We start from the raw sequence: 12,878 nt of genomic DNA, 5'->3' as shown, positions 1-12,878 counted from the left end.
GAAGGATACTCAGTCAGTTTGCCGCTGGACTCAATTTAAACGTTGGTGTCTGGCTTTGTTCCTTCAAAAGATGCAAAAGATCATCCAAGAAAGAAAAGTCCATTTCTTCTAAATTAAAATAAATCCGAAAAGAATACGTATGTTTAAATAAGCTTTGGCGATGGATTTGATGAATGATCAATTCGTCATTGCGCTCATTTTGAAATTGTAGAACACGCTTTTGTTCTTCGGCATAATGAGGGCGCGCCCCTTTTTTGAAGGGACTGAATAAATAGAAACTTGTTTGTTGGTTGATGGAAAGGATTTGCTGCACGGCCAATAATTCGTTATGGAGCTGTTGTTTTTCTTTGTCTGATAAATGAGCTAAAAAAAGTTCAGCACGATTCTTTAGCGACCACATATAGTACTCCTCCTTGAATGTAGCTACAATACGACCTAAATATAGCATGAAAAAAGAATATTGTAAACGCTTTATAAATCCTTCGCTGCTTCTAAAGAGGAATCTACTTTCAACCAACTGGGTAAAAAGCGAACATTCGTGTTTATTAATATGTAAATGTACAGATAATCGTTGACCCGCTTTTTCTGCGTTGTTAGAATAATAAGCAAATAAAGATGTGTGTCATCGCTATGTGAAAAATATTACTTAACTGAGGTGGATTATGGAATCAGAAGTGCTTCTTTATGAAGGAAAAGCCAAGAAATTGTTTAAAACCAACGAAGAGGATGTATTGAGAGTCGTTTATTTGGATCAAGCTACTGCATTGAATGGTCAAAAGAAAGATGCCGTTGTAGGAAAGGGTGCCTTGAACAATCAGATCACTGCGCATCTTTTTCAGCGGCTAGCCGATAAAAACGTCCCAAGTCACTTTCTTCAATTAGTGTCTAAACACGAACAATTAATTCGAGCTGTCACCATGATTCCTTTAGAAGTCGTTGTTCGCAACACGGCTGCTGGTAGTTTTTCAAAGCGCTTGGGCATCGAAGAAGGAACCAAACTGCCAAAGCCGATCGTAGAGTTTTACTACAAAGAAGATCGCTTGGATGATCCGTTTATCAATGATGATCATGTGTTTTATCTAGGGCTTGCCTCAGAAGAGGAGCTGGACCAGATCAAAACATTGGCGCTGAAAGTCAATGCTGCGTTACTGGAAATCTTCTCGAATATCAACATTCGCTTGATCGATTTTAAAATCGAGATTGGCAAAACCAAGAAGGGCGAGTTGCTCCTGGCTGATGAGATTTCACCAGATACTTGTCGTTTATGGGATATGGGGACAAATGAGCATCTTGATAAAGATGTCTATCGACGTGATTTAGGGGACATCGTTCCTGTTTATGAAGAAGTCTTAAATCGTTTAGAAAAGGAGAATTCAGCATGTATTTAGTCAAAGTTTATGTAACCTATAAGGAATCTGTTTTAGACCCTCAAGGAGAAGCTGTGAAAGGAGCCGTTCATCGCTTGGGGTATCAAGATGTCAGTGATATTCGGATCGGGAAATACTTTGAAATCAAAGTGACACCTTCCAACAATCAAACACAAGCAGCTGTAGCAGAAGAGATCGAAGCGATCTGCGACAAGCTTTTGGCAAACGTCAATATGGAAACCTACCGTTATGAAATGGTTCAAATGGAGGAAGGGGCCCTATGAAATTTGCAGTGATCGTTTTTCCTGGATCAAATTGTGATGTTGATTTGATGTGGGCAATCAAAGATATCATGGGGGCAGAAGCAGAATATGTGCGCCATGATGCAGACAGCTTAGCTGGTTTTGACGGTGTTTTGCTTCCAGGAGGATTTTCTTATGGTGATTACTTAAGATGTGGAGCGATCGCCCGTTTTTCAACGATCATGTCAGAGGTCATTCGTCTGGCAAATGAAGGCAAACCTGTCTTTGGTACCTGCAATGGGTTTCAAATTTTAACGGAAGCGGGCTTGTTACCAGGGGTTTTACAAAGAAATGAATCACTCCATTTTATTTGCAAACCGGTCCGTCTGCAAGTGAATAATCAAACAGCTTTTACTTCTGAATATGAAACGGATCAAGTCATTACGCTTCCTGTCGCTCATGGTGAGGGCAATTATTATTGTGATGAAACGACTTATCAGGAATTGGTTGCCAACAATCAAATCGTTTTCCGTTATGAAGATAACGTCAACGGCAGCCTACACAACATCGCTGGTATCTGTAATAAAGCTGGCAATGTTCTAGGCATGATGCCTCATCCAGAACGAGCGATGGAAAGCTTATTAGGCTCAGAAGATGGCAAGAAGTTTTTTGCTTCATTATTGAAAAATTTTGGGAAGGTGCCGGTAAATGGATAAAATGATCGTAAAAGAACCTACACCACAAGAAATCAAAGACACGAAATTATACGAGCAATGGGGATTGACCCAAGAAGAGTATCGGATGATCTCAGAAGATATTTTGGGACGTTTACCGAACTATACCGAAACTGGACTCTTTTCAGTGATGTGGAGTGAACATTGTTCTTACAAAAATTCCAAACCTGTTTTGCGGAAATTCCCGACAGAAGGGCCGCAAGTACTGCAAGGACCTGGCGAAGGTGCGGGTATCGTGGATATCGGCGATGATCTAGCCGTCGTTTTTAAAGCGGAAAGCCATAATCATCCTTCTGCGGTGGAACCTTATGAAGGAGCAGCAACTGGAGTTGGTGGGATCATCCGCGACATCTTCAGTATGGGAGCAAGACCGATTGCTGTTTTAGACTCCTTACGATTTGGTGAGTTAGATAATCCAAGAACGAAATATCTTTTGGAAGAAGTCGTTGCAGGGATCAGTGGCTATGGCAACTGTATTGGGATTCCGACCGTCGGTGGTGAAGTGGCATTTGATCCTTGTTATGAAGGCAATCCATTAGTCAATGCGATGTGTGTAGGGATCATTGCTCACAAGGATATTCAAAAAGGGCAGGCCAAAGGTGTTGGAAACACCATCATGTATGTCGGCGCAAAAACAGGACGCGACGGGATACATGGGGCGACTTTTGCATCGGAAGAATTTGTCGAAGGTGAAGAACAACAACGTTCCGCCGTACAAGTCGGTGATCCTTTTATGGAAAAACTTTTGTTGGAAGCTTGTTTGGAATTGATCGTGGATCATTCGGACATTTTAGTCGGAATTCAAGATATGGGTGCTGCTGGATTGGTTTCTTCTAGTGCCGAGATGGCATCAAAAGCCGGATCAGGGTTGCGCTTAACGTTAGATGATGTTCCACAACGAGAAACCAATATGACGCCTTATGAAATGATGTTGTCAGAATCTCAAGAGCGGATGCTGATCTGTGTCAAAAAAGGACATGAAGCTGAAGTGGAAGCACTCTTTAAGAAATACGATCTAGAAGCCGTCGTGATCGGTGAAGTAACAGATGATGGCAACTATCGTTTGTTCCATCACGGACAGGAAGTCGCTAATTTGCCAGTAGATGCTTTAGCTGAAGATGCGCCGACTTACTACAAAGAGATGGCAGAACCGAAACGGATCAAAGTGTTTAAGGAAACACCAGACTTTGTTCCAGTGATTCACTCAGCAACGTCTGTATTTGCCGATCTACTGCAGCAGCCGACGATCGCTTCAAAACGCTCGATTTTTGAAACCTACGATTCGCAAGTTCGTACCAATACCGTGGTAGGACCCGGCAGTGATGCCGCTGTGTTACGAATCAAGGGAACCAATAAAGCCTTGGCGATGACGACTGACTGTAATGCTCGTTACCTGTACTTAGATCCAGAAGTCGGCGGACAGATCGCAGTTGCAGAAGCTGCTCGAAATATCGTCGCTTCCGGTGGGCGTCCATTGGCGATCACTGACTGCCTTAACTTCGGCTCGCCAGATAAACCAGAAGGATTCTGGGAGTTATCCACGGCTGCTGACGGGATCTCAGAAGCTTGTCGTGTGCTAGAGACACCAGTCATTTCTGGGAACGTCTCCTTATACAACGAAACGGACGGACAATCGGTCTATCCAACGCCGGTAATTGGGATGGTCGGATTGATCGAAGAGCTGGCGCATATCACGACGCAGCATTTCCAATCAGCGGGGGATCTGATCTATGTCCTAGGGGAAACCCATGCTGACTTCAATGGGTCTGAATTGCAAAAACTGCAGACAGGAAAGATCGCTGGGCGTTTAATGTCCTTTGACCTTGAAACAGAAAAAATGAACCAACAATTGGTTACCGCAGCGATCCAAGCAGGTCTTGTTCAAAGTGCCCACGATTGTGCCGAAGGTGGTTTAGCGATCGCTTTAGCCGAATCCGCTTTTGACAAGGGCTTTGGTCTAAATGTGACCGTGTCATTGCCAGCAGCACAATTGTTTTCAGAAACCCAATCCCGATTTGTGCTTTCAGTCGCACCTGATAAGCAAGCAGCTTTTGAAGCGCTGGTAGGCGCTGCTGCAACAGCGATCGGGGAAGTGACTGCTGATGGCCAGATTCGCATGCAAGCACAAGATGATACGATCGAGATGCCCCTTACTGAGGCGAAATTGAAATGGGAGGAAGCCATTCCATGTTTAATGAAGTAAAGAGCCTCAACGAGGAATGTGGGGTTTTTGGTGTTTGGGGTCATCCAGATGCCGCTCGCGTCACCTACTTCGGACTACACAGTTTGCAACATCGCGGCCAAGAAGGTGCAGGGATTGTCACGAATGATGCGGGGAAACTCAATGGCCACCGTGATTTAGGGTTGCTAGCGGAAGTCTTTTCGGATGAACGTGTCCTCCAGCGTCTGACAGGAGATGCTGCTATTGGTCACGTTCGCTACGCAACTGCTGGTAATGGTAGCGTTGATAATATTCAACCATTTTTATTCAAATTTTTTGATCAGCAGATTGGCTTAGCTCATAACGGCAACTTGACGAATGCGAAAAGTCTACGGAAATCCTTAGAAAAGGCTGGTGCGATTTTCCACTCGAATTCCGATACAGAGATTCTCATGCACTTGATCCGTCGCAGCGAAGAACCGCTTTTTATGGATCGGGTCAAGGAGGCATTAAATCAAGTTAAAGGTGGATTTGCGTACCTTTTACTGACCGAAAATGCCATGATCGCAGCACTAGACCCCAATGGCTTTCGGCCATTGTCAATCGGGAAAATGGTCAATGGTGCTTATGTGGTGGCTTCAGAAACCTGTGCGTTGGAAGTCATCGGTGCGGAATTTATTCGTGATGTCCGACCAGGCGAAGTCGTGATCATTGATGATGCAGGCATTCAAATTGAACAGTATACCCAAGAAGTACAACCTGCGATATGTTCGATGGAGTTTATCTATTTTGCCCGTCCTGATTCCAACATCGCTGGCGTCAACGTCCATCGTGCCCGTAAAAATATGGGCCGTCGCTTAGCACAAGAGGCGCCGATCGAAGCGGATATGGTCATTGGTGTACCGAATTCATCCTTATCTGCTGCCAGCGGGTACGCAGAAGCATCAGGTATTCCCTATGAATTAGGCTTAGTAAAAAATCAATACATCGCACGAACGTTTATTCAACCGACGCAGGAGTTAAGGGAACAAGGTGTACGGATGAAGCTCTCAGCTGTTCGTGGCGTAGTCGAAGGCAAACGAGTGATTCTAGTCGACGATTCGATCGTCCGAGGAACCACCAGCCGCCGTATCGTGCAACTGCTAAAAGAAGCAGGTGCCAAAGAAGTTCATGTACGTATCGGTTCGCCGCCTTTGCGCTATCCGTGTTTTTACGGGATCGACATTCAAACGAGAAAAGAATTGATCGCAGCCAAATATACGGAAGCTGAGATTTGTGAAAAAATCGAAGCAGATTCTTTGGCCTTTTTAAGTGAAGACGGGTTGATCGAAGCGATCGGTTTAGATTTTGACGCACCTTACTCAGGATTGTGTATGGCCTATTTCAATGGCGATTATCCAACCCCTTTGTATGATTATGAAGAAAACTATCTCGCGTCTTTAGCTGAATAAATTGTAGGCAAAAATGGGTTTTCAAACGAAGCAGTGAAGGACCGCTGGTTTACTTGCGTTAACGACGAATGAGCTGAATGAAGAAAAGCGGATGAATGATTGAGGAGGAACGAACGTGGCAAATGCATATGCAAAAGCCGGTGTCGATGTCGAAGCCGGTTATGAAGTAGTCGAACGGATCAAAAAGCATGTGAAACGAACAGAACGTCTAGGCGTGATGGGGGCAATCGGGGGCTTTGGTGGCTGTTTTGACTTATCATCGTACCAATTGAAAGAACCAGTACTCGTTTCTGGGACAGATGGTGTAGGAACTAAGCTTTTATTGGCGATCCAGCAAGAACAGCACACAACGATCGGCATTGATTGCGTCGCAATGTGCGTGAATGATATCGTCGCTCAAGGGGCAGAACCTATCTACTTCCTTGACTATGTTGCAGTCGGTAAAAACGATCCTGCAAAGATCGAACAAATCATTGCTGGTGTCGCAGAGGGCTGTGTGCAAGCGGGTGCTGCCCTGATTGGTGGGGAAACCGCTGAAATGCCGGGAATGTACCAACCAGAAGAATATGATCTTGCTGGCTTTGCCGTAGGAATCGTCGAAAAAAGTCGCTTGATCACTGGAGAAACCATCAAAGAAGGCGATGAGCTGATTGGTTTGCCTTCATCAGGCATTCACTCGAATGGGTACTCTTTAGTCAGAAAAGTCTTTTTTGAACAGCATGGCTATACAGGAGCAGAAACATTTGCAGAACTTGGCAACCAAACACTTGCAGAAAGTTTATTGACGCCAACGAGAATTTACGTGGATGCATTGAAGCCTTTATTGACAGAAGGATGGCTAGCTGGAATTTCTCATATCACTGGTGGCGGCTTTGTTGAAAATATCCCGCGGATGCTGCCTGAAGGTCTGGCGGCAGAAATCTCCTTAGACACTTGGCCGCAGTTGCCGATATTTGATCTGATCGCTGCTCATGGCGCGATTCCTCACCAAGAAATGTTCGAGATTTTCAACATGGGGATCGGTATGGTCTTAGCCGTTGCGCCAGAAAATGTTGCGGCAGTAATGGCGCTTCTATCCGCCAATGAAGAACCAGCGTATCGGATCGGTAAAGTGACGAAACGTGACAACGAAGCTGTCTGCTTTAAAGAGGCAGTCCGATGAGGATCGCCGTCTTTGCTTCTGGAACGGGCAGCAATTTTACAGCGATCGCCGATGCGATCCAGGCTAATGAAATCAAAGGGGCGCAGATCGGATTGGTCTTTTCCGATAAACCTGCAGCGCCAGTGATAGAAAAAGCCCGCGCAAGAGACTATGAAACGCTTGTCTTGGAGCCAGCGGCTTTTGCGTCAAAAGCAGCCTTTGAAAGGAAATTGATCGAAGAATTGCAGTATCATGCCATCAATTTTATTGTTTTAGCTGGGTATATGCGGATCATCGGGAACACCCTATTATCCGCTTATGAAGGCAGAGTCATCAATATCCATCCCTCGTTGTTGCCGAGCTTCCCAGGCAAATCTGGGATTGCCGATGCCTTCGCTTATGGCGTGAAAGTGACGGGGGTTACGGTTCATTATGTCGATGCTGGCATTGATACAGGGCCAATCATTGCCCAAGAAATCGTTCGGATTGACACCGACGATACGTTAACAAGTGTGACAGAGAAAATTCATCAAGTGGAACACCAAATCTATCCAGCTGTTTTAGCTGAAATTGTGGAAAAGGGGCTATCAAATCGTGAATAAACGTGCATTAATCAGTGTGTCTGACAAAGAAGGACTGGTACCATTTGTCCAAGAATTGACCAATTTAGGATTTGAAATCATTTCAACTGGCGGGACCAAAACCGTCTTGGAGGAAGCAGGGCTTCAACCGATCGGCATCGAAGCGATCACAGAATTTCCTGAAATGATGGACGGTAGGGTAAAAACGCTACATCCGCGGGTGCATGGTGGTCTGTTAGGGCGACGTGATCTGCCTTCTCATATGGAGGCAATGGCTGAGCACGGTATTTTACCGATCGACCTCGTTGTCGTCAATCTTTATCCATTTAAAGAAACGATCAGCAAGCCTGATGTCACAGAAGCCGACGCAATCGAAAATATCGACATCGGCGGACCAAGCATGCTGCGTTCTGCGGCGAAAAACCATTCCTCAGTAACTGTTGTCGTTGATCCCAAGGATTACGACTGGGTTTTAACTGAGCTGAAGGAAGGCAATACGACGTTGGCATCAAGAAAGAAATTAGCTGCCAAAGTCTTCCGCCATACCGCAGCCTACGATGTCTTGATTGGTGAATACTTGACCAAAGCGGTGGCTGAAACAGAAACGGAGAACTTGACGAAAACCTATGTTTTGAAACAAACATTGCGTTATGGTGAAAATAGTCATCAGAAAGCTTCCTTCTATCAAGACGCATTACCCGTGCCCTATTCGATTGCCAGCGCAAAACAAATCCACGGCAAAGAATTGTCTTACAACAACATTAAAGATGCTGACGCTGCCTTACGGATCGCAGAAGAATTTACAGAGCCAACTGCAGTAGCCCTAAAGCACATGAATCCATGTGGAATCGGAAGTGGAGAAACGATTGCTGAAGCTTTCCAAGAAGCTTACGAAGCAGACCCAGTGTCGATTTTTGGCGGGATTATCGTCTTAAATCGTCCAGTTGATGTGACAACTGCGCAGCAGCTGCAGCGGATTTTTCTTGAGATCATTATCGCACCTGCATTTGAAGAAGGAGCACTTGAAATCCTAACGAAGAAAAAAAATCTGCGCTTGCTGGTTGTTGATTTCGAAAAAGCAGCCAAACAGCCAGAAGTTGTCTCTGTCCTTGGGGGCTTATTGGTGCAAGAACCAGACGATCAAATGGAGTCACCAGCAGATTGGACCGTGGTGACCAAAAGACAGCCGACACCAGAAGAAATCGCAGCCTTGGCATTTGCTTGGAAAGCGGTGAAACACGTGAAGTCCAATGCGATCGTTTTAGCCAATCAACAGCAAACCGTCGGGATCGGTGCTGGTCAAATGAACCGCGTTGGTTCAGTGAAAATCGCTGTGGAACAAGCCCGTGAAAACAATAAATTGGCTGGTTCAGTGCTGGCAAGCGATGCCTTTTTCCCGATGGATGACAGTGTCGAATATGCAGCACAACAAGGAATCAAAGCGATTATTCAACCTGGTGGTAGTATCAAAGATCAAGAATCGATCGACATGGCAGATAAGTACGGTGTGGCGATGGTCTTTACTGGTGTTCGTCATTTTAAACACTAAGAAATAGGAGAAGACGATGAAAATACTTGTTATTGGTAGTGGTGGCAGAGAACATGCCGTCGCAAAAAAGTTTCTGCAAGACCCTCAAGTTGAAACAGTCTTTTGTGCAATGGGCAATCCTGGAATGCGAAAAGACGGGATCGTGACAGTCGCAATTGAAGAGTCCGATCATGAAGGTTTGATTGCTTTTGCTCAAAAGCAGGAGGTTGATTGGACCTTCGTTGGTCCAGAAGTTCCATTACTAAATGGCATCGTAGATGATTTTCAGGCGGCGGGCTTGGAAATTTTTGGTCCCAATCGACAAGCAGCGATGATCGAAGGATCAAAAGAGTTTGCCAAAGAATTGATGCGGGCCAATCACATTCCAACAGCTGACTATCAAAGTTTTACAGATAGTGCGCAAGCAAAAGCGTATATCCAACTTAAAGGTGCACCGATCGTTATCAAAGCGGATGGCTTAGCGGCAGGCAAAGGCGTAGTTGTTGCTGAAACCGTTGATGAGGCGAATGCAGCTGTCGAAGCGATGCTGGAGCAAAATGCTTTTGGTGAAAGTGGTGCAAAAGTGGTGATCGAAGAGTTTTTGGCTGGCGAAGAGTTTTCGCTCTTGGCGTTTGTTAAGGACGAAGCCGTCTATCCAATGGTCATTGCCCAAGACCATAAACGTGCGTTTGATGGCGATTTAGGGCCGAATACAGGAGGTATGGGGGCATACACACCAGTACCGCAGATTCCGCAAGAAATGGTCGATCAAGCGGTCAAAGAAGTTTTACTTCCTGCAGCAAAAGGGATGATTCGTAATAAGACACCATTTACTGGTATTCTTTATGCAGGTCTGATTGCTACTAATGATGGACCGAAAGTCATCGAATTTAATGCGCGTTTTGGTGATCCAGAAACGCAAGTCGTGTTAAGTCGTTTAGATAGTAGTCTGGCACAGATCATTGATGATCTCTTGCAGGATCGAGTGCCTGTGATCCGATGGAATCAAGCGGCTTCGATCGGTGTCGTGATTGCATCGCAAGGATATCCTGGCAAGTATCAGCAAGGAATGCCTGTTCCATCTCCTCAAGGAGAAGGAACGCAATTCTTTTATGCAGGAGTGGAGGAGACTACTGATCAAGGCGATTTGACGGCAGCTGGTGGTCGTGTTTTTCTTGTGGAAGCTTCAGCTGAGGATTTAGCTACTGCACAAAAGAACGTCTATGAAGCAATCAATAAATTGCCTTTGTCGGGTTTGTTTTATCGAAATGACATTGGTGACAAAGCCTTACACTATAGCAACTCATCAAAGGCGATGAAGTAAAGAACGTTTCTATGGGTAATGCAAATTGAAAGTAAAGGATGACTGCCAGTAGAACCGATCGGTTGTGCTGGTGGTTTTCATTTTATAGGAGGTTTTTTTGACGTTGGTGTAGCGTTTTCATCTTGTTGTGCTAAAATAAGAATGTAGTTTAAATAAGGAGGAACTTTACGTGAAAAAAATTAAATTCGGTCCCACTGATTTAGAAGTATCTAGCGTGATTTTAGGTTTGATGCGAATCAACAATGCCAAAGACCCAGTGAAAGTATTGACGACAGCGATTGAAAATGACATTACCTTTTTTGACCATGCCGATATCTATGGGCGCGGGGAGTGTGAAACGATTTTTGCGGAAGCGTTAGCAAAAACGGATGCCAAAAGAGAAGAGTTGTTTATTCAATCAAAATGTGGCATCGTTCCAGGTGAAATGTTTGATTTTTCGAAAGAGCATATCATTTCTTCCGTGGAAGGTAGTTTACAGCGTTTGAAAACCGATCATTTGGATGCGCTACTATTGCATCGCCCTGACACTTTGTTTGAACCAGAAGAAGTGGCAGCTGCCTTTGATCAATTAGAAAAAGACGGCAAAGTGAAATACTTCGGTGTCAGCAATCAAAAACCTGGTCAAATCGAATTGTTGAAAAAATATGTTTCCCAACCTTTAGTAGCGAATCAGCTGCAATTCGGGATCATGCATACGGGAATGATCGATCAAGGAATTCATGTCAACATGACGGATGCTGGTAGTGTCGATCATGATGGAGAAATTCTTGAATATTCTCGCTTGCTTGAGATGACGATCCAAGCTTGGTCTCCGTATCAATATGGTTTCTTCGAAGGTGTCTTTATCGGTAACGAGAAATTCCCCGAGTTGAACGAAAAATTGACTGAACTAGCGGACAAGTATCAAACGACACCAACAGGTATTGCTTCTGCGTGGATCTTACGTCACCCTGCAAACATGCAAGTGATTGCTGGAACGATGACCCCGCATCGGATCGAAGAAATCGCACAAGCATCTTCGATCGTATTGACTCGCCATGAATGGTATGAGGTGTATAAAGCAGCTGGGAACATCTTGCCGTAATTTATTAGTAAATCCCGTTTTTTTCAGTACTTATAAGGATGAATGTTCGCAAAAGACGAACATTCATCCTTTTTTTTCAAAAAGTATTTCTAAAAAGCTTGTATTTCACTTCTAGGTGGTTTAAATTGTTGTGGGCGTTAAAAATAGGCGGATGCCATTTGATGCTTGCTTCACTCTTAGTAAGATTTGGAGGATATTTTTATGTTTGACATGAAAGTTTTTGATTACGAAGATATACAACTGATTCCTAACAAGTGTATCGTGAACAGCCGTTCAGAATGTGATACCACGGTGACATTAGGCGGACACTCGTTTAAGATGCCTGTTGTTCCTGCAAATATGCAAACGATTATTGATGATTCGATCGCAGAATTTTTAGCTGAAAATGGCTATTTTTATATTATGCACCGCTTTGATGAAGAAGCGCGGATTCCATTTATCAAAAAAATGAAAAGCCGTGGCTTGATTGCTTCTATCAGCGTAGGTGTCAAAGAAAATGAATATGCCTTTGTGGAAGAACTAGCTGACAAAGAGCTTGTTCCTGATTTTATTACGATCGATATTGCTCATGGCCACTCAAACGCCGTGATCAATATGATCCAACACATCAAGAAGCATTTGCCAGCAACGTTTGTGATCGCTGGAAATGTTGGAACGCCAGAAGCAGTTCGTGAATTGGAAAACGCTGGTGCAGATGCAACGAAAGTCGGCATTGGACCAGGGAAAGTTTGTATCACAAAAATCAAAACTGGTTTCGGGACTGGCGGCTGGCAGTTAGCAGCACTACGCTGGTGTGCCAAAGCTGCTCGCAAACCAATCATTGCAGATGGAGGCATTCGGACACACGGCGATATCGCTAAATCTGTCCGCTTTGGTGCAACAATGGTCATGATCGGTTCATTGTTTGCAGGTCATGAAGAATCACCAGGGGAAACTAAGGTAGAAAACGGCGTTGTGATGAAAGAATACTTTGGTTCTGCATCAGAATTTCAAAAAGGTGAAAAGAAAAACGTGGAAGGAAAGAAAATTTGGATTCAATACAAAGGTTCTTTGAAAGACACGTTAGTTGAAATGCAGCAAGACTTGCAGTCATCCATCTCTTATGCAGGTGGAAAAGATTTAGAATCGATTCGTAAAGTGGATTACGTAATCGTAAAAAATTCGATTTTCAATGGAGATACGATCTAACTTTTATATGGAAGAAACGGCCTTTTAAGGTCGTTTTTTTGTTCTCATAGAATAAAAGAACATCTGATCCATTATCG

General features: G+C 44.3%; 12 protein-coding genes. 11 read left to right on the top strand and 1 reads right to left on the bottom strand.

Annotated features, from left to right (window positions below; translation table 11 throughout):
* Positions 1-13 precede the first annotated feature (13 nt).
* Positions 14-448 carry a hypothetical protein gene (locus tag IGK61_RS09870; RefSeq protein WP_016611022.1) on the bottom strand — a complete coding sequence of 145 codons (435 nt, stop codon included), beginning with the start codon at positions 446-448 and terminating at the stop codon, positions 14-16.
* Positions 449-662: 214 nt separating this feature from the next.
* Here IGK61_RS09870 and purC point away from each other — a divergent pair, with 214 nt between their 5' ends.
* From purC to guaC, 11 genes are all read left to right on the top strand, one after another.
* On the top strand, positions 663-1,388 hold the full coding sequence (purC, locus tag IGK61_RS09865; RefSeq protein WP_074535225.1) for a phosphoribosylaminoimidazolesuccinocarboxamide synthase: 726 nt from the start codon (positions 663-665) through the stop codon (positions 1,386-1,388).
* Positions 1,379-1,651, top strand: a complete 273-nt coding sequence (gene purS, locus IGK61_RS09860; protein ID WP_016611024.1) for a phosphoribosylformylglycinamidine synthase subunit PurS — start codon at positions 1,379-1,381, stop codon at positions 1,649-1,651. Before purC ends, purS begins: the two co-directional genes overlap by 10 nt.
* Positions 1,648-2,325, top strand: a complete 678-nt coding sequence (purQ, locus tag IGK61_RS09855) for a phosphoribosylformylglycinamidine synthase subunit PurQ (RefSeq protein ID WP_010749588.1) — start codon at positions 1,648-1,650, stop codon at positions 2,323-2,325. Before purS ends, purQ begins: the two co-directional genes overlap by 4 nt.
* Entirely contained in the window at positions 2,318-4,546 is a 2,229-nt protein-coding gene (gene purL / locus IGK61_RS09850) for a phosphoribosylformylglycinamidine synthase subunit PurL (protein WP_175445274.1), read from the top strand. The genes purQ and purL overlap by 8 nt, the downstream gene beginning before the upstream one ends.
* The gene (purF, locus tag IGK61_RS09845; protein WP_010749590.1) at positions 4,531-5,955 is read left to right on the top strand and encodes an amidophosphoribosyltransferase; all 1,425 of its coding nucleotides are present in this window, start codon (positions 4,531-4,533) and stop codon (positions 5,953-5,955) included. Before purL ends, purF begins: the two co-directional genes overlap by 16 nt.
* Before the next feature lie 115 nt (positions 5,956-6,070).
* Positions 6,071-7,117, top strand: a complete 1,047-nt coding sequence (gene purM / locus IGK61_RS09840; RefSeq protein WP_074535226.1) for a phosphoribosylformylglycinamidine cyclo-ligase — start codon at positions 6,071-6,073, stop codon at positions 7,115-7,117.
* Positions 7,114-7,698 carry a phosphoribosylglycinamide formyltransferase gene (gene purN, locus IGK61_RS09835; protein ID WP_074535227.1) on the top strand — a complete coding sequence of 195 codons (585 nt, stop codon included), beginning with the start codon at positions 7,114-7,116 and terminating at the stop codon, positions 7,696-7,698. Before purM ends, purN begins: the two co-directional genes overlap by 4 nt.
* Positions 7,691-9,226 carry a bifunctional phosphoribosylaminoimidazolecarboxamide formyltransferase/IMP cyclohydrolase gene (gene purH, locus IGK61_RS09830; RefSeq protein ID WP_074535228.1) on the top strand — a complete coding sequence of 512 codons (1,536 nt, stop codon included), beginning with the start codon at positions 7,691-7,693 and terminating at the stop codon, positions 9,224-9,226. The genes purN and purH overlap by 8 nt, the downstream gene beginning before the upstream one ends.
* A gap of 16 nt (positions 9,227-9,242) precedes the next feature.
* Positions 9,243-10,529, top strand: coding sequence for a phosphoribosylamine--glycine ligase (gene purD, locus IGK61_RS09825; protein WP_438844819.1), 1,287 nt, complete (start codon positions 9,243-9,245; stop codon positions 10,527-10,529).
* Positions 10,530-10,698: 169 nt separating this feature from the next.
* A complete protein-coding gene (locus IGK61_RS09820; protein WP_074535230.1) occupies positions 10,699-11,613 on the top strand; it encodes an aldo/keto reductase in 915 nt (304 codons plus the stop codon).
* Positions 11,614-11,823: 210 nt separating this feature from the next.
* Complete coding sequence (gene guaC / locus IGK61_RS09815; RefSeq protein ID WP_005230038.1) at positions 11,824-12,801, top strand: GMP reductase; 978 nt, start codon at positions 11,824-11,826, stop codon at positions 12,799-12,801.
* Positions 12,802-12,878 lie beyond the last annotated feature (77 nt).

The sequence above is a fragment of the Enterococcus sp. AZ063 genome (assembly GCF_051715045.1).
In the GTDB taxonomy this organism is placed as follows: domain Bacteria; phylum Bacillota; class Bacilli; order Lactobacillales; family Enterococcaceae; genus Enterococcus_D; species Enterococcus_D casseliflavus.
This window is presented reverse-complemented; position numbering and strand designations above follow the sequence as displayed.

Bases quoted from the DNA above. Each gene is read 5' to 3' on its own strand.
- IGK61_RS09870 (WP_016611022.1), bottom strand. From the start codon at position 448: ATGCTATATTTAGGTCGTATTGTAGCTACATTCAAGGAGGAGTACTAT.
- purC (WP_074535225.1), top strand. From the start codon at position 663: ATGGAATCAGAAGTGCTTCTTTATGAAGGAAAAGCCAAGAAATTGTTT.
- purS (WP_016611024.1), top strand. From the start codon at position 1,379: ATGTATTTAGTCAAAGTTTATGTAACCTATAAGGAATCTGTTTTAGAC.
- purQ (WP_010749588.1), top strand. From the start codon at position 1,648: ATGAAATTTGCAGTGATCGTTTTTCCTGGATCAAATTGTGATGTTGAT.
- purL (WP_175445274.1), top strand. From the start codon at position 2,318: ATGGATAAAATGATCGTAAAAGAACCTACACCACAAGAAATCAAAGAC.
- purF (WP_010749590.1), top strand. From the start codon at position 4,531: ATGTTTAATGAAGTAAAGAGCCTCAACGAGGAATGTGGGGTTTTTGGT.
- purN (WP_074535227.1), top strand. From the start codon at position 7,114: ATGAGGATCGCCGTCTTTGCTTCTGGAACGGGCAGCAATTTTACAGCG.
- purD (WP_438844819.1), top strand. From the start codon at position 9,243: ATGAAAATACTTGTTATTGGTAGTGGTGGCAGAGAACATGCCGTCGCA.
- guaC (WP_005230038.1), top strand. From the start codon at position 11,824: ATGAAAGTTTTTGATTACGAAGATATACAACTGATTCCTAACAAGTGT.